At 53.0% G+C, this 20,741-nt stretch carries 16 protein-coding genes and 1 pseudogene; 10 read left to right on the forward strand and 7 right to left on the reverse strand.

Features of this window, described 5'->3' with window-relative positions; all coding sequences use genetic code 11:
- The first annotated feature begins 7 nt into the window (after positions 1-7).
- From PSH90_RS08690 to PSH90_RS08730, 9 genes are all read left to right on the forward strand, one after another.
- Complete coding sequence (locus tag PSH90_RS08690; protein ID WP_122610599.1) at positions 8-1,528, forward strand: aldehyde dehydrogenase family protein; 1,521 nt, start codon at positions 8-10, stop codon at positions 1,526-1,528.
- Positions 1,529-1,610: 82 nt separating this feature from the next.
- Positions 1,611-3,059: an ethanolamine permease gene (eat, locus tag PSH90_RS08695; RefSeq protein ID WP_160769795.1), complete on the forward strand. Its 1,449-nt coding sequence runs from the start codon at positions 1,611-1,613 to the stop codon at positions 3,057-3,059.
- 140 nt (positions 3,060-3,199) lie between these two features.
- Positions 3,200-4,822 carry an acyl-CoA synthetase gene (locus PSH90_RS08700; protein ID WP_160769790.1) on the forward strand — a complete coding sequence of 541 codons (1,623 nt, stop codon included), beginning with the start codon at positions 3,200-3,202 and terminating at the stop codon, positions 4,820-4,822.
- A 550-nt stretch (positions 4,823-5,372) separates the two neighbouring features.
- A complete protein-coding gene (locus tag PSH90_RS08705; RefSeq protein ID WP_160769789.1) occupies positions 5,373-7,130 on the forward strand; it encodes an acyl-CoA dehydrogenase C-terminal domain-containing protein in 1,758 nt (585 codons plus the stop codon).
- 575 nt (positions 7,131-7,705) lie between these two features.
- Entirely contained in the window at positions 7,706-8,680 is a 975-nt protein-coding gene (locus PSH90_RS08710) for a zinc-dependent alcohol dehydrogenase family protein (RefSeq protein WP_305382523.1), read from the forward strand.
- Positions 8,681-8,720: 40 nt separating this feature from the next.
- A complete protein-coding gene (locus PSH90_RS08715) occupies positions 8,721-9,056 on the forward strand; it encodes an antibiotic biosynthesis monooxygenase (RefSeq protein ID WP_305382524.1) in 336 nt (111 codons plus the stop codon).
- A gap of 605 nt (positions 9,057-9,661) precedes the next feature.
- A complete protein-coding gene (locus PSH90_RS08720) occupies positions 9,662-11,305 on the forward strand; it encodes an acetolactate synthase large subunit (protein WP_122612485.1) in 1,644 nt (547 codons plus the stop codon).
- A 74-nt stretch (positions 11,306-11,379) separates the two neighbouring features.
- Positions 11,380-12,822: an NADP-dependent succinate-semialdehyde dehydrogenase gene (gene gabD, locus PSH90_RS08725; protein WP_160769622.1), complete on the forward strand. Its 1,443-nt coding sequence runs from the start codon at positions 11,380-11,382 to the stop codon at positions 12,820-12,822.
- 704 nt (positions 12,823-13,526) lie between these two features.
- Positions 13,527-14,069 (forward strand): hypothetical protein, encoded by a 543-nt coding sequence (locus PSH90_RS08730; protein WP_305382525.1) that lies wholly within the window; start codon positions 13,527-13,529, stop codon positions 14,067-14,069.
- A 682-nt stretch (positions 14,070-14,751) separates the two neighbouring features.
- On the opposite strand, the gene PSH90_RS08735 is transcribed toward PSH90_RS08730, so the two are convergent.
- The 7 genes and pseudogenes from PSH90_RS08735 to PSH90_RS08765 all read right to left on the reverse strand — a co-directional run bounded on the left by PSH90_RS08735 (position 14,752) and on the right by PSH90_RS08765 (position 19,939).
- Entirely contained in the window at positions 14,752-15,663 is a 912-nt protein-coding gene (locus PSH90_RS08735; protein WP_160769620.1) for a DMT family transporter, read from the reverse strand.
- Between the two features lie 416 nt (positions 15,664-16,079).
- A pseudogene (locus tag PSH90_RS08740) lies at positions 16,080-16,386 on the reverse strand (hypothetical protein); the annotation flags it as partial.
- A 174-nt stretch (positions 16,387-16,560) separates the two neighbouring features.
- Positions 16,561-16,989: a hypothetical protein gene (locus PSH90_RS08745; protein WP_160769619.1), complete on the reverse strand. Its 429-nt coding sequence runs from the start codon at positions 16,987-16,989 to the stop codon at positions 16,561-16,563.
- 173 nt (positions 16,990-17,162) lie between these two features.
- Complete coding sequence (locus PSH90_RS08750; protein WP_160769618.1) at positions 17,163-17,507, reverse strand: hypothetical protein; 345 nt, start codon at positions 17,505-17,507, stop codon at positions 17,163-17,165.
- A 62-nt stretch (positions 17,508-17,569) separates the two neighbouring features.
- Entirely contained in the window at positions 17,570-17,872 is a 303-nt protein-coding gene (locus PSH90_RS08755) for a helix-turn-helix transcriptional regulator (RefSeq protein ID WP_122750979.1), read from the reverse strand.
- Positions 17,873-18,188: 316 nt separating this feature from the next.
- Positions 18,189-18,761 carry an NAD(P)H:quinone oxidoreductase gene (gene wrbA, locus PSH90_RS08760; RefSeq protein ID WP_236249060.1) on the reverse strand — a complete coding sequence of 191 codons (573 nt, stop codon included), beginning with the start codon at positions 18,759-18,761 and terminating at the stop codon, positions 18,189-18,191.
- A gap of 407 nt (positions 18,762-19,168) precedes the next feature.
- A complete protein-coding gene (locus PSH90_RS08765) occupies positions 19,169-19,939 on the reverse strand; it encodes an alpha/beta fold hydrolase (RefSeq protein ID WP_160769616.1) in 771 nt (256 codons plus the stop codon).
- A gap of 158 nt (positions 19,940-20,097) precedes the next feature.
- Between PSH90_RS08765 and PSH90_RS08770 the strand changes: the two genes are divergently transcribed.
- On the forward strand, positions 20,098-20,553 hold the full coding sequence (locus PSH90_RS08770) for a MarR family winged helix-turn-helix transcriptional regulator (protein ID WP_160769615.1): 456 nt from the start codon (positions 20,098-20,100) through the stop codon (positions 20,551-20,553).
- The last annotated feature ends 188 nt before the right edge of the window (positions 20,554-20,741 follow it).

The following is a 20,741-nucleotide window of genomic DNA, read 5'->3' on the forward strand; positions in this document are numbered from 1 at the left end:
GAAAGCCATGATCTACGCAAAACCCGGAACACCCGACGCGATTTTTAAACTGAAGCCACGGTACGGTAACTACATCGGTGGCAAATTCATTGAGCCGGTCAAAGGTATGTACTTCTCCAACACCAGCCCAGTCGATGCTTCGGTGATAGGAGAGTTCCCCCGCTCAAGTGCCGAAGATATCGAACTGGCACTGGATGCCGCCCATGCCGCCGCCGACGCCTGGGGCAAGACGTCTGTGCAAAAACGCGCCTTGGTGCTCCTGAAAATTGCCGACCGCCTCGAAGCCAACCTCGAACTACTGGCTGTGGCCGAAACTTGGGACAACGGTAAAGCCATACGCGAAACCCTGAATGCTGATATCCCCTTGGCAGCAGACCATTTTCGTTACTATGCCGGCTGCATCCGCGCCCAAGAAGGCAGCGCTGCAGAGATCGATGAACACACCGCCGCCTATCACTTTCACGAGCCACTGGGTGTGGTCGGCCAGATCATCCCGTGGAACTTCCCGTTGTTGATGGCTGCGTGGAAGCTTGCTCCAGCCCTGGCGGCGGGTAACTGCGTGATTTTGAAGCCGGCCGAACAGACGCCGCTGTCGATTACCCTGTTGATGGAGTTGATTGGCGACCTGCTGCCACCGGGCGTGCTCAACGTGGTCCAAGGCTTTGGCCGCGAAGCCGGTGAGGCCTTGGCCACCAGCAAACGTATCTCCAAGATTGCGTTCACCGGCTCCACCCCGGTGGGATCGCACATTCTCAGGTGCGCCGCCGAGAACATCATTCCATCGACCGTCGAACTGGGCGGCAAGTCGCCAAACATTTTCTTCGAAGACGTCATGAGCGCCGAGCCGGCCTTTATCGAAAAAGCCGCCGAAGGTTTGGTGTTGGCTTTCTTCAACCAAGGCGAGGTGTGCTCTTGCCCATCCCGTGCGCTGGTACAAGAATCGATCTACGACACCTTCATGGTCGAGGTGATGAAGAAGATCAAGCAGATCAAGCGCGGTGATCCCTTGGACACCGAGACCATGGTTGGCGCCCAGGCTTCCGAGCAGCAGTACGACAAAATTCTCAGCTACCTGGAGATCGCCCAACAGGAAGGGGCCGAGCTACTCACAGGCGGCTCCGTCGAGCGCCTGCAGGGCGACTTGGCCAACGGTTATTACATCCAGCCGACCCTGCTTAAGGGCAACAACAAGATGCGCGTGTTCCAGGAAGAAGTTTTCGGCCCGGTGGTCGGAGTCACTACTTTCAAGGACGAGGCAGAAGCATTGGCCATCGCCAACGACACTGAGTTCGGCCTCGGCGCAGGCCTGTGGACCCGCGATATCAATCGCGCCTACCGCATGGGTCGTGCGATCAAGGCCGGGCGTGTTTGGACCAACTGCTACCACCTGTACCCGGCGCACGCTGCGTTTGGTGGGTACAAGAAGTCCGGTGTGGGTCGCGAGACTCACAAGATGATGCTTGATCACTATCAGCAGACAAAAAATTTGCTGATCAGCTATGACATCAACCCGCTGGGATTTTTCTAAGCACAGCAATAGCCACTTCATTATTCGCCGCACGCCGCCGTCGAAGTTCACGGCGGTCACCATCAAGAAGAGGACCTTGATTATGTCCACTCAAAAAAACAATACGGTGAGCCTCGCACACGGGGTCGGGACTGAGAGTGTTAACGCGCAATACTTTCAGAATCGACAGTTAAAACAAGGCGCAGCAGGATGGGTGTTGCTTATCGGCCTCGGTGTTGCCTATGTCATCTCCGGAGACTTTGCAGGTTGGAATTTTGGCTTGGCCCAAGGCGGGTGGGGTGGGATGTTTCTCGCCACTTTGCTGATGGCTGCCATGTACACGTGCATGTGCTTCTCCATGGCGGAGCTGTCTTCGATGATTCCGACCGCAGGTGGCGGTTACGGCTTCGTCCGTACAGCCTTCGGACCTTGGGGTGGATTCTTCACCGGGGCGGCGATCCTCCTTGAGTACGCCATCGCTCCAGCAGCAATTGCCTGCTTCATCGGTGCTTACTGTGAATCACTGTTCGGCATTGGCGGCTGGCCGATCTATTTGGCGTTCTACACGGTTTTCATCGGTATCCATGTGCTCGGCGCGGGAGAGGCATTGAAGCTGATGTTCGTCATTACAGCGGTGGCGGCCCTTGCACTTGGCCTGTTTATTGTAGCGATGATTCCTCACTTTGAAGTTGCCAACCTATTCGACATCCCGGTGACCGAGGCGAAGGGAGCCAGTAGCTTCCTGCCGTTTGGGTATGTCGGGATCTGGGCGGCAATTCCTTATGCGATGTGGCTCTTCCTCGCCGTAGAGGGTGTCGCTCTAGCCGCAGAGGAAACCAAGGATCCCACACGCGATCTGCCACGAGGTTTGATTGGCTCAATGCTGGTGCTGCTCATCTTTGCCGCGCTCATTCTGACGGTAGGTCCAGGGGCCTCGGGTGCCAAGGCACTGCTGGATTCCGGAAACCCGCTGGTGGCAGCGCTGGAGGCGGTGTATGGGGGGAGGACCTGGATGAGCCAGCTTGTCAATTTAGTTGGCCTGGCAGGCCTGATTGCCAGCTTCTTCTCGGTGATCTATGCCTATTCTCGGCAAATCTTCGCGTTGTCAAGAGCGGGCTACCTGCCGCGCAAACTGTCGGTTACCAACCGCAACAAGGCTCCGGTCTACGCGCTGGTCGTACCGGGAATCATCGGATTCGGTTTGTCGCTGACGGAGCAAGGTGACCTGCTGATCCTGGTAGCGGTGTTCGGCGCGACGTTGTCCTACGTGCTCATGATGGCTGCGCATATTTCCCTTCGCATACGTCGCCCGGACATGCAGCGCCCGTATCGCACACCAGGTGGCATCGTCACTTCCTCATTCGCCTTGGTACTGGCCGCGGTTGCTTTAGTCGCCGGCTTCCTGGTCGATCCGAAAGTCATGTTGGGTACGGCGGCAATCTACGGCCTGTTCATTGCCTACTTTGCGTTATACAGCCGGCACCACTTGGTGTCCGGTACTCCCGAGGAAGAGTTCGCGGCCATCCAGAAAACCGAAGAAACACCTCATTAACGACTACTACTGGAGGGCCGCTCATGCATCATCAAAACGTGCATGGCGGCACCGTTCAAAGCTTGGTCAGAGCTAACAATTAGCAACCGGAGGTTTCCAGCGCAGCAATGTGGCTGGTGGCCTTCTTACAGGAAAACGTCATGTCGATTTTCGAAACGGGCCTGGCGCCCTCGGCAGTCAACCATATTGCCCTCACACCGCTGAGTTTCATTGAGCGCACCGCTTCTGTTTATGGGCAGTCTCCCGCTGTGATTCACGGATCGATCAGGCGCAATTGGCAAGACACCTACGAACGTTGCCGGCGCCTAGCCAGTTCGCTCAGCCGGCGCGGGATCGGCAAGGGCGATACGGTGGCTGTGATGCTGCCGAATATTCCGGCGATGCTAGAAGTGCATTTTGGAGTACCGATGATTGGCGCGGTTCTCAACACTTTAAACGTGCGGCTCGATGCTCAAGCCATTGCTTTCATGTTGGAGCATGGCGAAGCGAAAGTACTGTTCACCGACCATGAGTTTCACGCCGTTATTAATGAGGCGTTGGGTTTGCTGACCGATCCGCCACTTGTGGTCGATGTAGACGACCCGGAGTATGGCGAAGGTCGCGCTGTGAGTGCGCTGGATTATGAGTCGTTCCTCGCCGAAGGTGACCCGCAATTTGCTTGGCAATGGCCTGAAGATGAGTGGCAAGCGATTTCGCTTAATTACACCTCTGGCACCACCGGCAATCCCAAAGGGGTTGTCTATCACCATCGCGGTGCCTACCTGAATTCGCTGGGCAATCAGATGACTTGGGCGATGGGCAATCACCCGGTATACCTTTGGACTTTACCGATGTTCCATTGCAATGGCTGGTGCTACCCCTGGACGGTAACGGCGCTGGCGGGCACCCATGTGTTTTTACGTCGCGTTGAGCCGCAGAAAATTTTGGGCTTGATCAATGAACACAAGGTCACCCATTTATGTGGTGCGCCCATCGTACTTAACGCTCTGGTCAATCTGCCGGATGCAGACAAGGTGCTCATCGAGCATCCAGTTGATGCGATGGTGGCCGGAGCAGCGCCGCCGGCGAAGGTTATCGGTGCGGTTGAGGAAATGGGCATCAAGGTCACCCACGTTTACGGGCTCACCGAAGTGTACGGTCCCGTGACAGTGTGCGCGTGGAATGACGAGTGGGATGAAAAACCATTAGAAGTACGCGCCAGACTCAAATCGCGTCAGGGGGTGCGGTATGCCACGCTCGAAGGTCTGATGGTGGCCGATCCGCAAACGTTGAAACCGGTACCGAACGACGGGATCACTATTGGCGAAACCTTCATGCGCGGCAACACGGTGATGAAGGGATACCTGAAAAACCCAGATGCGACCCGCGAGGCTTTCGCTGGAGGTTGGTTTCACACTGGCGATCTAGCGGTGCGTCATCCGGATGGCTATATCGAAATTAAGGACCGACTGAAAGACATTATCATTTCCGGTGGCGAGAATATTTCCACCATCGAGGTCGAGGATGCTCTCTACCGTCATCCGGCAGTCCTGGAAGCTGCGGTAGTAGCCCGACCGGATGAGAAGTGGGGAGAAACACCGTGTGCGTTCATTACACTTAAAGACGGCTGTGTGGTCACTCTGGAGGCCGACATCATTGAGTTTTGTCGAGAGCAATTGGCCAGTTACAAGTTACCTAAAACCGTGGTGTTCCGTGAGTTACCGAAAACTTCGACGGGCAAGATTCAGAAATATTTGTTGCGAGACTGGGCCAGAGCACTGTGACAACACTCGGCCACCGGCGTGTGTAGTTCTTATGCGTACGTCGGGGGTTGAGGGTTGGTTGATGAGGCATCGTCCGATACGCGTCACTTCCCGGATTAGCGAGCTGGATTGAAGGTCGCGGATATGTGCTTGATCGGGGCCAAGTGAGACTTCGCTCAATAGGCCTGCGTAGTCCTCTTGCTCCAAATTCTCCCGGAGACCCGTTGAAACAATTCACCTTTAGCTTTGGTCACTCATCGGTGCCTCGGCCCCGGTTGTTTACATAAACGCTGTTCACCAGTTGCCTTGCTTCAATGCAGCGTATGCGATGAAACAGTGTAAATCGAAGATAGGTTAACCGTACTGCACACACGCATCGACTTAAGTACCGCACGGTTGCTTTTATGGGTAGCCCAAACCGGGCTGCTTGGCGGCAAAACTGACCCAACTTCCTCGTGGTGTGTTGGCTGATGCCCGTGGCGTCAGTCGTGGCATCGCTACGTGGCTCATACCGTTGCCAGAGTGTGCATTCCAGCCACCTCCTTGCATTCATTTAGTCGGAGAAAATGCTATGACGCAGTACCGAGCCCCGTTACGTGATATTCGTTTTCTGTTGCATGACGTGTTCGCTGCTTCGCGCACTTGGTCGGAACTGCCATTTTTTGCAGATACAATGGATGCTGAGATTGCTTCAGCGGTGTTGGAGGAAGCGGCTCGTCTGAGTTCGCAAGTAGTAGCTCCACTCAATCACAGTGGTGACGAAGAGGGTGTTAGTTGGCGAGATGGGCAGGTAACAACCCCGAATGGTTTCAAGCAGGCCTATAAGACCTATGTCGAAGGTGGCTGGGTCGGTATCGCCGGTAACCCCAATTTCGGCGGGCAAGGGATGCCGAAAATGCTGACAGTCCATCTTGATGAAATGCTGTACGCCGCCAACTGTAGTTTTGCATTGTATTTGGCGCTTAGCAGCGGTGCTTGCCTAGCACTCGATGCACATGGTGATCAGATATTGAAACAGCGGTATCTGCCGGCAATGTATGACGGGCGATGGTCAGGCACCATGTGCCTGACAGAGTCGAACGCAGGCAGTGATCTTGGCTTGATTAGAACGCGCGCGCTACCGAATTCTGATGGCAGCTATGCCCTCAGCGGCAGCAAGATATTCATCACGGGCGGCGAGCATGACCTAACCGAGAATATTATCCATCTAGTACTCGCCAAAACCCCGGACGCGCCTGATGGAGCTAAAGGGCTGTCACTTTTTTTGGTTCCAAAGATTTTGCTCAAAGATGACGGGACACTTGGGGAGCGCAATGCGGTGAGCTGCGGCTCCATTGAACACAAGATGGGCATCAATGCGTCTGCCACGTGCGTGCTGAATTTTGATAGTGCGACAGGGTGGTTGATTGGCAATTTGCACCAAGGCCTCAGCGCCATGTTTACCATGATGAATTTTGAACGGCTATCGATCGGCATTCAGGGATTAGGGTGTGCTGAGACCTCCTATCAGACAGCGGTCGCTTATGCGCGTGAACGTAAGCAAGGTCGGTCTGATAGTAGGCAAACGAGCGCTTCCATAATTACCCATCCCGATGTGCGCCGGATGCTGCTTTCCATGCGTGCACTGACGGAAGGTGGCCGAGCACTGGCGACTTACATTGGGCAGCAGATGGATATCGCTAAACATACCGCCGAGCCGGAGCAGCAGCTTCATGCTGAGCAGAAAGTGGCGTTGTTAACGCCAATCGCCAAGGCGTTTTTCACCGACATGGGCTTCGACAGCACGGTACTTGGGCAACAGGTGCTTGGCGGTCACGGTTACGTGCGGGAATGGGGGCAGGAGCAGTTGGTGCGTGATGTACGTATTGCCCAGATATACGAAGGCACCAATGGCATTCAAGCTCTAGACCTCGTCGGCCGTAAAGTTGTCGGCGATGGCGGCAAGGTTTTATTAGGGTTAATCGACGAAATCCTTCGGGAAGCCGACGTTCCGGGCGTTGCGCATGCTGGTGCACTTCGAGAAGTGACGCTGCTGCTCAAGGCTGACTTGGAGTGGGTCGTTGAGCACGGTACACGGGAGCCACGGGAGGTAGGTGCATGCTCGGTGGAGTTTTTGCACCTGGTTGGCTACGTGATCTATGGGTGGATGTGGTCGAAGATGGCGACTATTGCGGCAAGGCACGAGTCTGATGAACCCGCATTTTATAGTGCCAAGATGGCGACCGCAGAATTTTTCTTCCGTAGGTTAATGCCTCGTGTTTGGGGTTTGAGCGCCAGTTTTCGGGGAGGCGCAGATCCGCTTTATGGCATCAAGGATGAAGATTTTTAATGCATTCGAACCTCGTGTACAGAGACCAAATGGTGCTGAATATAAAGCGTTGTCTGAACGGTGTATCCGGCGATTCTTTTGACGCACTCCATCACGGAAGGGGTATCGAGCAGATTGGCAAACCCTTGCTGCTTCCTACCCGATGCGAGATCGACATTCAAAGTCAACGGTGAGCGAGCAGAATAGGGGCATTGCGCATTATGCGAACAGTCCGTAAGAGCGAAGCTTGCCATAGGAGATTCACAACAGCTAAGACTGTGTCGGCTATCACAATAGCGCGGCTGGTCAAAGCTCAGTGGGCTTAATGAACTCCATGTCAAGGGATTTGGGGGAGGTGGAAATTCCAAATATTTTCGCAGTCGCAGACAGGCGCTCCTATGCATAATTATCACGAGTACCAGTAATCATCCAAAAACCCGCATATCACAAGATCATCCCATCCTCAGACAGTCATCCAATTATAAACGGCGGCGTTTTGCGACAGTATCGGGCGTATCAGTAATTAGCTTACTTGTCGAAGGTGAGCGTCTTGTGCAGTACCTCGACATTCATTTTAAATGATAGGAGGATCTACGATGAAAGCGATGGTACTTGAATCATTTGGCGGCCCGGAATCGTTCGAGTTGAGCGACGTGCCCAAGCCAGTACCGGGTGCAGGACAAGTCTTGGTGCGGGTTCACGCCACCTCCATCAATCCTTTGGATTATCAGGTCCGACGCGGCGATTACGTCGACTACGTGCCACTGCCGGCCATTACCGGGCACGACGTATCGGGCGTTGTCGAAGAAGTCGGATCGGGTGTGAAGAGCTTCGCCCCCGGTGACGAAGTCTGGTACACCCCGCAAATCTTCGACGGTCCAGGCAGTTACGCCGAATACCACGTCGCGGACGAAAGCATTATCGGGAAGAAGCCACCATCGCTGAGCCACCTTGAGGCGGCAAGTCTGACCTTGGTGGGCGGGACAGTGTGGGAAGCGTTGACCGTGCGTGCGGCCCTCAGAGTGGGAGAAAGTATTCTTGTACATGGTGGCGCTGGCGGCGTCGGTCACGTGGCGATCCAGGTGGCCAAAGCCATTGGCGCCCGGGTGTTCACGACGGTGCGCGAAGCAAACTTTGAGTTCGCACGAGACATGGGGGCCGATGTACTCATCGACTACGAAAAAGAAGATTACGTTGACGCCATCATGCGGGAAACCAGCGGCCACGGCGTGGATGTGGTGTTCGACACTATCGGTGGCGACACCCTGACACGCAGTCCCGACGTGCTCGCCCAATTGGGCCGTGTGGTCTCGATTGTGGACATTGCAAAGCCACAAAACCTCGTGCAGGCCTGGGGCAAGAACGCCAGTTATCACTTCGTTTTCACCCGCCAAAACCGCGGCAAACTGGATGAGCTAAGTGCATTGGTAGAGCGCGGTCAACTGCGCCCGCACGTTGGCGCGGTCTATTCGTTGGCCGACATTGGGCTCGCCCATGCACGGCTGGAAAGCCCCAACAACGGCCTTCAGGGCAAAATCGTGATTGCGGTCGAGCCATCGCTCATACCGTGAATGTGCACTTTAAACCCACTGAGTTTTTTGGAGGAATGCCATGATTTATGAAATCGCTCTGCTACCCGTTCACAAAGATCGCACTGAAGCGTTCAGACAAGCATTTGCCAAGGTCGTGCCTTTGCTCACCCGCGCAAAAGGTTATTGCGGGCATATGCTGGCCCAAGGGATCGAAACCCCGGAACAATTCAACCTGATCGTGCGCTGGCAATCGCTCGAGGATCACACACCGGGCTTCGAAGCGAGCGACGACCATCAGGAATTCATGATGGGCTTAGAGGAATATTTTTCCGAAGAGCCGCAGGTCTATCATATTGAAGGAGCGAATTTTTTTAATGGAGAATATGAAGCTCCGAGCACGACCGCAGCTTTGTAATGCCCTGCTAGGGTTCGCTTTTAACCGATGGTTTGTCATCAGCAATAATCGGGATAAATATCGCTAATTTGTAGTAATCGAGATTTTTACATTTAACTGAGGTGAGGGATATAGGCCGAGTTAAGCAAGACTTGAGTGATGATCTTCGAAACATTGCCGCCACCGATTCAACCTGCGAAACGGTTGATTTTTTTGTTTAACGCTGAACAGCGGTCGGCAATGACGTAGTCTATTACTTATTTTTCACTCGAGCGTTGAAATAAGCGCGACTCGTATATGTGCAAATTCGCGGATGACCTTAAGTTGGTGACCGAGCTTTCGATGCGACTGCGGACGCTCGATAACCTCATACACTTTTCTCTGAAGACAATTCTGTTATTGAGTTATAGCGAGCGAATTTACCTCTGTGCGACAAGTTTTCGCTACGTCACGCGGTCGTGCCTTACAGGTTGCCAAAATCGAATGTACCAGAACTGAAGAGTTCATAGTCGCTTAGTAGAAATTACAGCAGTCAGGCGCACGCTATCCTAGCGCCAACGATGTGAATGATCGCTGCCGCTTATGTTTTTTTGCGCGTAAGCGCTTACCGATATTGAGGTGGAGAAATGGCCAAGGCCGCAGATGTCGTCGTGAAATGTCTAGAAAATGAGCGTGTGGAATATGTTTTCGGTATTCCTGGTGAAGAAAACTTGGACCTGTTGGAGTCGTTACGCCGGTCCAGTATCAAGCTAGTGTTGACTCGCCATGAACAGTCTGCAGGTTTCATGGCTGCCACCTATGGCCGACTGACCGGCAGAACCGGCGTCAGCCTGGCTACCTTGGGGCCTGGCGCAACTAATCTGGTAACTGCGGGTGCGTACGCGTATCTGGGCGGCATGCCGATGCTGATGATTACTGGTCAGAAACCGATTAAGAAGTCCAAACAGGGTCGGTTCCAGATTCTCGATGTTGTCGGCATGATGCAACCGCTAACCAAGTACTCCCACCAGTTGGCGTCCGCAGACAGCATTCCTTGGCGGGTCCGTGAAGCCTTTCGCCTAGCTGAAGAGGAAAAGCCCGGCGCTGTGCATCTGGAGCTACCTGAAGACATCGCTGCCGAACAGACTGACAGTTTGCCAGTCGCACCAAGTCTTCATCGTCGTCCCTTGGCAGAGCACAAGGCGATAGACGCGGCCGTGCAAAAACTCCAGGACGCGCGAAGTCCGATCCTTGTGATTGGCGCCGGTGCTAATCGCAAGATGACGGCTAAGGTCCTCAAGAAACTGATAGACGATACCGGTATCCCGTTTGTGACCACGCAAATGGGCAAAGGTGTGGTTGATGAGCGTCATTCGCGCTTTCTCGGCAATACCGCGCTGTCCTCTGGCGACTACGTTCATCGCGCCGTTGAGGCCGCCGATCTCATCGTCAACATCGGCCACGATGTCATCGAAAAGCCCCCGTTTTTTATGGTCCGTGGCGGAACCGAAGTGATCCATATCAATTTCCGCTCGGCAGAAGTCGACCCTGTGTATTTCCCCCAGATCGAAGTGGTGGGGGACATCGCCAATGCCGTATGGCAGATCGGCGAAGCACTGAAAATTCAGGAGCATTGGGACTTCAGTCGACTGATGGCCATCCGAAACGCCAATGAAGAACAGATTATCGAGGGCGCGGACGACAATCGCTTTCCGATTTACCCCCAGCGCTTCGTCGCCGATGTTCGTAGTGCCTTGCCGTCGGAAGGCATCGTCGCGCTGGACAACGGCATCTACAAAATCTGGTTTGCGCGCAACTACAAGGCTCACAAACCTAACACGGTGTTGTTGGACAATGCACTTGCAACCATGGGCGCGGGTTTGCCGTCGGCGATGGCTGCGCATCTGGTTTATCCGGATCGGCCGGTGGTCGCAGTGTGTGGTGACGGTGGTTTCATGATGAACAGTCAGGAATTAGAGACGGCGGTTCGGCTGAAGATGAATCTGACGGTTATCATCTTGCGCGACGGCGGTTACGGCATGATTCGCTGGAAGCAGTCGAACATGGGGTTCACCGATTTTGGTCTGGACTACGGAAACCCGGACTTCGTTATGTATGCGCAAAGCTATGGCGCCAAAGGGCATCGAGTGGAAAGCGCCAACGGCTTCCTGCCACTTTTGCAGCATTGCTTGAGCGAGCCGGGCGTGCACGTGATCGATTGTCCCGTGGATTATTCGGAAAATGACTTCATTCTCAATAGTGAGCTCAGGAGAAGAAGTGCTCTGGTCTGATCTCGCGATACTCGTTGTCTTAATGGCGGCATTGCGGTGCCGCCAGCCTTTTCGTACTGAAATCGGAGTTCCTAATGCAACTCAAAGACACTCGACTGTTTCGCCAGCAAGCCTTGATTAATGGCACATGGGTTGATGCGGACAACAGTCAGACGATCGAGGTCAACAACCCGGCAACGGGGGAAATTCTGGGTACCGTGCCGAAGATGGGCGCCGCTGAAACCCGCCGTGCGATTGAAGCCGCTAATAATGCACTGCCGGCTTGGCGCGCACTGACTGCCAAAGAACGAGCAGGCAAGCTGCGTCGCTGGTTTGAACTGTTGATTGAGAACCAAGACGACCTCGCCCTCCTGATGACCCTCGAGCAGGGTAAGCCGCTGGCCGAAGCTAAGGGAGAAGTCGTCCACGCGGGCGCCTTCATCGAATGGTTCGCCGAAGAGGCCAAGCGCATTTACGGTGATGTCATCCCTGGCCACCAGCCGGATAAGCGTCTGATCGTGATCAAGCAACCTATCGGCGTGACCGCTGCCATCACACCATGGAACTTCCCGGCAGCAATGATCACCCGCAAAGCCGGCCCAGCGCTGGCCGCCGGTTGCACCATGGTGCTCAAGCCTGCATCGCAAACGCCATTCTCGGCGTTCGCGCTGGCTGAGCTGGCACAGCGTGCCGGCATTCCTGCCGGTGTGTTTAACGTGGTGTCCGGTAGCGCCGGCGACATTGGCAGCGAGCTGACCAGCAACCCGATCGTGCGCAAGCTGTCCTTCACCGGCTCGACCGAAATCGGTCGTCAACTAATGTCGGAATGCGCCAAGGACATCAAGAAAGTCTCGCTTGAATTGGGCGGCAACGCGCCGTTCATCGTGTTCGAGGACGCAGATCTGGATAAGGCCGTCGAAGGAGCGATCATCTCTAAGTATCGCAACAACGGCCAGACCTGCGTCTGCGCTAACCGTTTTTACATTCAGGATTCGGTCTACGACACGTTCGCCGAGAAGCTGAAAGGCGCAGTGTCAAAGCTCAAGATCGGCAATGGTCTGGAAGAGGGCACCACCACCGGTCCGCTGATCGATGAAAAAGCCGTGGCCAAGGTTCAGGAGCACATTGCCGATGCGGTCAGCAAAGGAGCGACCGTGCTGTCTGGCGGTAAATCTATGGAAGGCAACTTCTTCGAGCCGACCATTCTGATTAACGTGCCGAAAAACGCAGCCGTGGCCAAGGAAGAGACCTTCGGGCCGCTGGCGCCACTGTTCCGTTTCAAAGACGAAGCCGAAGTAATCGCGATGTCCAACGACACTGAGTTCGGTCTGGCCTCGTACTTCTATGCTCGCGACCTGGGTCGTGTGTTCCGAGTGGCAGAAGCTCTGGAGTACGGCATGGTCGGCGTCAACACCGGTCTGATCTCCAACGAAGTCGCGCCGTTCGGCGGTATCAAGGCGTCGGGCCTAGGCCGGGAAGGCTCCAAATACGGAATCGAGGATTACTTAGAAATCAAATACATGTGTTTGAGCGTATGATGGTCCTAACGTAGTAATTCTTTGTTCAGACAAATTCATCAAGGTTGGCAGCGCCTTTGCCTGTCAGCCTTGATTGGCAGCAATTAGCTGTTTTGTCAAAAAAGCCGGATTTCAAGTTATTAAGAATCGAAGCTGATCGACATCCAATATCTATTCATAACGTTGAGTGCCTTGTCGATTACCCCGAAGTCTCTGGTGCATTAATATACATGCTATGAGCCGATTGCTTTGCCAGCCGAGGTAGCAAAAAAGAAGCATTAATACATTTCTAAAGGAACACTGACCAACAAAGTCCGAAAGTCAAAACGACCAATCCGACTAAAGCGAAAAGCCTAAAAAGGCGTTCTTTTTAACCCACGAGATGCGCCGCCGGACAGCGGAATCGGAAAAAGTGCACCGTCGTAACAAGCGTTCGGCGATGCGGTTTGAGTTCAGCTGGATTTCCTGATTTTTCGATGAGTTCCCGAGTTTAGAAATCTACAGGCCTGGCTTGGCTGAGCGACGCAACGCGCGCCAGGAAATGGCGTATCACCGGTTTCGACAAATGACGAGTTGGTAGTTCTGGTCTCAGATGAAGTCAGGCGCCGGTATCAAGCTCGCAGCAGTGGGGGCTTGGTCGCCGCGTTCCTTCAGGCCTCTCCCGAGTTGAAAGGCGCGCGGCAGTGGCACCCTTGAGCTAGTTGCCGATGGGCTGGTGCTTTTACTTGTTAGCGGTGATCTGGTTCGGCTGTAAATACCCGGTTCTGCTTAAGCGCACACTTGCTGAGGAGAATGAGTACCTTGTTATTGTGGGGCGGCGCTTGCTGCTCGCGCTTATTGATGATGAGTTGCGACGCTGGTGGAGCGTTAAACCTTATGACCTGGATGTGGGCAGAATTGAACCAAAGCCCTATAAATACCAGCTTGCGCTTGTCATCACTCGGCATAGTGAAATTCCGGTCTATGGCGGCTTTGGTGAGTTCGCATCCGCACGTATCGAATATGCACTTCATGAGTACGCCCAACTGACGTCGTCAGCGATCTGGCGACAGGAGTTCAAGCCGAATGAATTCCAAAAATTCATGCCGGGGCTTAGAACGTGCGCACGTAATGCGCCTCTGCGTAACGTCCACTTGAGTGTCATGAATGAGAGCGAGGCGGAAATGCCCAAGGTGGGCAAAGAGAGCGAATTGGTGTTGCGCGGGCTCAATCTCATCAGCGTGTTCTTCGCCAGCGGCGGCTACTTCGCCTGGTTTATTTTCCTATAACTGAAAATACTGGTGCCCATACTTACCTGAGTTTCGGAGCGGCACAACCGCAGGACAGGCGGCAGTGACGAACACCCACCTCCAAATCAAGTGGTAGGCAGTGAGCTTGCCGCATCGAACTGCCTAACAAGAACCTAATTCGGACTTGAGGGGAGGTTGGGGTTGACGGTTTGGCAAGCTCCGCCTCACAAGCGCGAGTCCGTTCACTCCGTGTTTTATCAATGCCTCACACCGCCTTCGCGACTTCCTCGATTTTCCCCACGAACTTGTCGACGTCGAAACCGGATATGAATGCCAGCGCGAAAAATCCAATTTTGCTTGCTCCGGCGTTCACGGTCGACCTCAGTACCAACAAGCCTGCTTTCAAGAAGAGGTAGCTCACCGCACCGGCGATTATGCTGATGATGGGGCGGATGAAATACCAGACGTGCTATACGGGATATGTCGCGCGTTGCTAGAGTGAATGCCAAATACGTGATCTGTCGACTCAGTGCTTTGGGAGGCTCGTGAATATTTCCAATACGCATTTGGTTGAGCATTAACTATTTTATAATAGGCACGAATCCTGCGGTAATTTAACAATGCCAGCGGCGTAGTAATTTCAAAAATTTCCGTCAAAAAATATTTAATCGGCAGGCTGCGACCACTGTGAAAGCGATGCTCTATTTGCCGCGGCGTACAACTAGGGCGGGCAGGATGAACGCAAACATGATGAGAAAAAGCCCAATAAAAATACACTTGAAACAGGTGCATCTAAGCAGCTGTAGGAAAATAAGATGCCAATTAAAGGCACCCCCATTGTAAAATTCGACATCCCAAACGCTGAAATTCTTCTTCCATACTCCGCAGAGATTACGAAACAAACAGACGTTGCTGCAGGGCCGATGAAGAAAATCTCCCCCAGCCTCTCCGCGTTGAGTGGAATCTGGGTCGGCGAGTCCTCCATGACGTACGCTGCCAATGACAGCGGAATGGCGGCGTGTAACATCTGCCATGGTGCAAGCGCTACTGGAGACGACACCCAGTTATGTTTCTTGACGTGAAGAATCACAAACGCCCAACTTATGCCTGCTAATAAAAGAAATATTGCACCCACCACTGTTCCTTTAGATGCCCAATCCAGTTCAAAAGGGGAACAGACAACCCCCACGCCTACGAGACCGATAATTAATGCAACAACCTGCGCTTTAGAAGGTGCTTCCCGAAATATTACAAAGGCGGCCACAGCGCACCACAGAGGGGTTGTATAGGCCAGAAGTACCGCGCGACTAGCGTCGATATGCACCATAGCCACCATGACTAAACCGGTGAAAGCCATCATTTGCAATAAACCGACGCTTGCAATTATTGGAAGATCTTTCGCTACTGGCAATTTCAATTGACCCCGAACCGCTAGGTAGCAAAACAGGCAGAGTCCAGCGCTAGAAAAACGGATCGATGCGAGCCAAAGAGGAGAAGTGTGCAGTAGCGCATTTTTAGTGACAGGCCAACTAGCTCCCCAAAGCAAAACCATTATTGATAGCCACATATAGGAACTTGGAAAGCGGAAACTTTCCACTTTTATATTTGCCCGGGACTCAGTGAATATATTCATGATCTCTCCGTAAAAGTGCCCGCTGCAGTAATAATACTAATTGGAGTGGAAATTGATTTTCTCTATCTTCATGCTAAAGGAGATTTTAATGTCTGCCATTGCTTGGTTCTGACTATTTTATGACTATGATTATAGACAACCGGCTACTAGGCCATAAAGCTGGTTGTCGGAAACGCTTTACTGTTAATACAGCAGGAGAAAGCTTGATAAATAACTTTTATTTGTAGATTCTTATTCTCGACAGAACATCGATGCGCTCTATTAAATCGGCTTTGCTGTTGTTTAGAGATTTTTGGGAATGGCGCGGGAGAAAGTGTGAGAACTAATAATTTCAAAAGCTCAATCCGTGTATTGAGCTTTCTCCACGGCACCATCAACTAGCTCAAAGCACTGTTGCATTTGTGTACGTTGTGGCCACCACCTTCAGCCAATTCCCGACCTAGAGAAGTGCGATCAAACCCGTAAGCAGCCAGGAATTTGGCAAGATAGGGCTGGATCCGAGCCGTGTTGAGTGATCAGGCCCTTTTCTTTCAGGCGATCGTTACCACCTTCGGCCAAGATCTGGCCTTGTGGGGTTCGGTCGGAGCCGTCAGCCGCAACTGTCTGGCCGAACACTGAGTGATTTGCCTTCACTTGTGGGGTAGCTTGGTCGGTGGCTGGCAGAGCGAAAGCACTGCTGGCCAGCAGAGAAAAAGACACGCTAAACAGTAATTGGAGTTTCATGATTTTATCCTTGTATCGTAAAAAGTCGGATATCGAGATATGTCGATATCATAAGTTAAAAAAATTAACAACTTTTCTGTCGCCTAGGCCAATGTCCTGATGGCGACTACAGCGCACTTGCAGGGATTTCACTGTCCAATGCGACTGCCTTGAGCTTTTGTATGCATCAAGGAGCTAGCTCAAAGCGCTGTTGCGTTTGATCACGCGGTCACCACCACCTTCAGCTAGTTTCCGACCTTGTGGGGTGCGGTCGGAACCGTCAGCCGCTAGTTTCCGACCTTGTGGAGTGCGGTCACCACCACCTTCAGCTAGTTTCCGACCTTGTGAAGTGCGATCGGACCCGTCAGCAGCCAGGGTTTGGCGCTGTGGGGAGCGATCCGAGGGATGTTGAGTGATCAGGCCCTTTTCTTTCAGGCGATCGTTACCACCTTCGGCCAAGATCTGGCCTTGTGGGGTACTGTCGGAGCCATCAGCCGCAACTGTCTGGCCGAACACTGAGTGATTTGCCTTCACTTGTGGGGTAGCTTGGTCGGTGGCTGGCAGAGCGAAAGCACTGCTGGCCAGCAGAGAAAAAGACACGCTAAACAGTAATTGGAGTTTCATGATTTTATCCTTGTATCGTAAAAGTCGGATATCGAGATATGTCGATATTATAAGTTAAAAAAATTAACAACTTTTCTGTCGCCTAGGCCAATGTCCTGATGGCGACTGCAGAGCACTTGCAGGGATTTCACTGTCCAATGCGACTGCCTTGAGCTTTTGTATGCAGCAAGGGGCTAGCTCAAAGCGCTATTGCGTTTGATCACGCGGTCACCACCACCTTCAGCTAGTTTCCGACCTTGTGAAGTGCGATCGGACCCGTCAGCAGTCAGGGTTTGGCGCTGTGGGGAGCGAACCGAGGCATGTTGAGTGATCAGGCCCTTTTCTTTCAGGCGATCGTTACCACCTTCGGCCAAGATCTGGCCTTGTGGGGTACGGTCGGAGCCGTCAGCCGCAACTGTCTGGCCGAACACTGAGTGATTTGCCTTCACTTGTGGGGTAGCTTGGTCGGTGGCTGGCAGGGCGAAAGCACTGCTGGTCAGCAGAGAAAAAGACACGCTAAACAGTAATTGGAGTTTCATGATTTTATCCTTGTATCGTAAAAGCTGGATATCGAGATATCTCGATATATGTTGTTAAAAAATTACAACTCTTTTCTCACTGCCTCAGCCAACGCTTTGATGGCTGCTTCACTACGCTTGTAGTAGGTCCACTGCCCGATGCGCCTGACCTCGACTAAGCCTACTCGTTGCAGCGTTGCAAGATAGCCAGACACCGTCGACTGCGACAATCCAATGCCTTCTTGAATGCTGCTGACGCAGACTCCTACGGTGAAGACGTCACCCTCATCCTGCGGAGGGAAACTCTTTACCGGATCCTTCAAGCCTTGCAAGATCTTCAGGCGAGTAGGATTGGAGAGGGCTTTGAAGACTTCGATCAGTTCCATGGCGCCATCATATCTAGAATTATCGATATGTCAATACGAAAATCGATCGACGGTATTTAGAGCTCTTCTGACTACATTCCACTCTCAGATTCGTCGGCGTTTTAGCACTGATGGATCGTGTCGATTGGCAGCAGGCGTCCGGTGCTTGAGCAGCGGTGGCATAACTCGCCTCACAACTCTGTGTACCAGACCGTATCGCGTATCGAGTTGACCATTTAGTCGAATGCTTTTGGTTGGCGCACATAAGGATCGCGCGCTCGTTGAAGCGTTGCTGATGAGCTTCGATCAGGAAGCTCTTGGCAGGAATGAGCAGGGTTTAGGCTTGAAGCTTCAATGCGATACGAGCGACGTGTTCGCCCTGATAGCGAGCGATTTCCAGCTCACGGTCATCTGGCTGACGAGAACCATCGCCACCAGCGATGGTAGACGCGCCATAAGGCGTACCTCCTCCTTTCGAGACATCGAACATTGCTGGGGATGTATAGCCGATCGGCACGATGATCATTCCGTGATGAGCAAGTGTGGTCCAGGTGGAGGCAATAGTCATTTCCTGGCCACCGCCCGTTCCGGTTGAGGTGAACACGCTAGCGACCTTTCCAGCTAGAGCGCCCTGGGCCCAAAGGCCGCCTGTTCGGTCGAGGAAGTTGCGCATTTGTCCGGACATGTTGCCGAAGCGAGTCGGAGTGCCAAAGATGATTGCATCGAAATTGGCCAGTTCCGATGGCTGTGCCTCTGGCGCACTCTGATTGGTCTTGCCGCCTGCTGCAGCGAAGGCCTCTGGGCTCATCGTTTCAGGAACCCGCTTTACCACAACGTCTGTCCCTGGAATGCTGCGCGCACCTTCGGCGATCTTGTTGAAATGGGTAAGGCCGGTTGCCAATTTTTGCAAACAGCCAAGCTCATCGTACCTAGCTAACCGGGGCTCTCGCCGGTGCATCATCCTTTGCTGTTGGAAGTGGTCGCGCGGGTGAGATGGTCCCTGTTAAAAACGGCGGCAATGGTGGGGGCCGCAACGCTTAGTGAGGAAGTTCGGCTATCAGAAACGGGCGCATAGCTTGCCTTGTAAAATTTGAGTATGGCGGAAGCAATAGTGACATCAGGCGATAGCCTCGCGGCATACCATGCTCGAGTGTTCAGGCAAAAAGCCCGCATGGGAGCGCGGGCTAACGGATTCAGAAGGAGCGAAAGTCAGCCCAATCGGATGCGTGTTGCGAAAATTCTGTGAGTCAAAAGGATCTGAAATTCCCCAATATCAGATCACTGCTAATCAATGTACCTGGCGGCAGAATTTCAACCTTATTCTGCCGCCTTCTCAATCAGATCGGCTACGACTTTGGGATTAGATACCATCACAACGTGTGAGCCACCTTTTACTACAATGGTTTGCTTGGAATGCGCACGCTCAGCCATAAAAGCCAATGCCTGAGGTGGAATATTCTTATCCTTGTCGCCGTAAACAAACCACGAGGGGATGGTCTTCCAAGCCGGCTGGGTAGCTGCTTCATTTAATGCCGCGACAGTCACAGGACGTTGACCAGCAGCCATCAGCCGAGCATCGGCTCCAGATACATCGGCAGCAAATTGTTCATGGAATTTATTTTGCTGGATGTAGAGATCTTTCCCGCCATCAGTAAGATCAACCGGTGCCGCTAGAGCAGATGCAAGTGTGCCGCCTGGGAAACGCCCAGACAATTCGGCTGCCGTTTCGCCAGCTTCTGGCGCAAATGCAGCAACGAACACCAAGCCCTTCACATTTTGGTTGCCATGTGCTGCTTCAGAGATTACAGACCCGCCGTAGGAGTGACCCACCAGCACCACGGGCGTCTTGATGCCTTTAATGATGCTTGAAACAGATTGGGCGTCACTTGTCACACCACGCAGAGGATTCGCCGCTGCGATAATAGGGTAGCCGTCCTTTTCCAGAATCTTCACAACACCATTCCAGCTAGAAGAATCAGCGAAAGCACCGTGTACAAGAATCACGGTCGGCTTAACGTCAGCGGCCTGCGCAAAGCTTGCGGCAGTGATTGCACCTGCGAGAGCCAAACCTGAGGCAATCTTTTTCATGTAGATATCTTCCTGTGAGGTGGAAACTGCTAATAAATATTGCGCGCAAAATAATCGTGCTGGTACTAATCGTGAGGCAAGTAAAATATTTTGTCAATAGCTTGCGATTGAATCGCGCGCGTAATAGTTTGGTATCCCACGAAGCTTAGGAGAGGCAGGTGAATAAACTGGAAATTTCGGAAGACGACTTCGCACCATTGAATGAGTTTTTGTGCTTCACGATCTACTCAACAGGACATGCTTTCACGCAGTTCTACCGTCCGATATTGGAGGCATTAGGCCTAACGTATCCGCAATATTTGCTAATGGTTGCGCTTTGGGCAAAGGATGATCAGATCATCAAGGATCTGGGTAGCAAGCTATTTTTGGAGTCAAGCACCCTAACGCCATTGGTTAAGCGTCTGGAAAGTGCAGGGTTCATGAACCGTTCCCGCGATCCGAAAGATGAGCGCCAGGTGCGGGTCAAACTGACGGACAAGGGCAGAGCATTGAAGTCTGATGCACTCAAGGTTCCAGATTGCATTCAGTCGGCAGTGGGCATGAGCGTGGAAAAAGTTATGGAGATTCAGGCTGCGGTCGCTGACATCCGTGCCCGGTTGATTGAACGTAGATAAATTCGTCTTCTGGTCTCAAGCCATTCTCAACTTGCGGATCAGCAATGGTGATCGCAACTGTGCCCGGAGTTCTCGCATAGTTGCGTTCGTCGCATCTGCGTCATCGCCGATTTTTTGGTACTCCACCGCAGGCGCATCACGTTAATGGTGACCAGCGACTGCTAGAAATACCCACCTAAAGGTGGAAA

Origin of the sequence: Pseudomonas sp. FP1762 (assembly GCF_030687105.1) — a bacterium.
Taxonomy (GTDB): domain Bacteria; phylum Pseudomonadota; class Gammaproteobacteria; order Pseudomonadales; family Pseudomonadaceae; genus Aquipseudomonas; species Aquipseudomonas siliginis.

Excerpts from the sequence above, each read along its gene's own strand:
- PSH90_RS08690 (WP_122610599.1), top strand. The coding sequence starts at position 8 with ATGATCTACGCAAAACCCGGAACACCCGACGCGATTTTTAAACTGAAG.
- eat (WP_160769795.1), top strand. The coding sequence starts at position 1,611 with ATGTCCACTCAAAAAAACAATACGGTGAGCCTCGCACACGGGGTCGGG.
- PSH90_RS08700 (WP_160769790.1), top strand. The coding sequence starts at position 3,200 with ATGTCGATTTTCGAAACGGGCCTGGCGCCCTCGGCAGTCAACCATATT.
- PSH90_RS08705 (WP_160769789.1), top strand. The coding sequence starts at position 5,373 with ATGACGCAGTACCGAGCCCCGTTACGTGATATTCGTTTTCTGTTGCAT.
- PSH90_RS08710 (WP_305382523.1), top strand. The coding sequence starts at position 7,706 with ATGAAAGCGATGGTACTTGAATCATTTGGCGGCCCGGAATCGTTCGAG.
- PSH90_RS08715 (WP_305382524.1), top strand. The coding sequence starts at position 8,721 with ATGATTTATGAAATCGCTCTGCTACCCGTTCACAAAGATCGCACTGAA.
- PSH90_RS08720 (WP_122612485.1), top strand. The coding sequence starts at position 9,662 with ATGGCCAAGGCCGCAGATGTCGTCGTGAAATGTCTAGAAAATGAGCGT.
- gabD (WP_160769622.1), top strand. The coding sequence starts at position 11,380 with ATGCAACTCAAAGACACTCGACTGTTTCGCCAGCAAGCCTTGATTAAT.
- PSH90_RS08735 (WP_160769620.1), bottom strand. The coding sequence starts at position 15,663 with ATGAATATATTCACTGAGTCCCGGGCAAATATAAAAGTGGAAAGTTTC.
- PSH90_RS08745 (WP_160769619.1), bottom strand. The coding sequence starts at position 16,989 with ATGAAACTCCAATTACTGTTTAGCGTGTCTTTTTCTCTGCTGGCCAGC.
- PSH90_RS08750 (WP_160769618.1), bottom strand. The coding sequence starts at position 17,507 with ATGAAACTCCAATTACTGTTTAGCGTGTCTTTTTCTCTGCTGACCAGC.
- PSH90_RS08755 (WP_122750979.1), bottom strand. The coding sequence starts at position 17,872 with ATGGAACTGATCGAAGTCTTCAAAGCCCTCTCCAATCCTACTCGCCTG.
- PSH90_RS08765 (WP_160769616.1), bottom strand. The coding sequence starts at position 19,939 with ATGAAAAAGATTGCCTCAGGTTTGGCTCTCGCAGGTGCAATCACTGCC.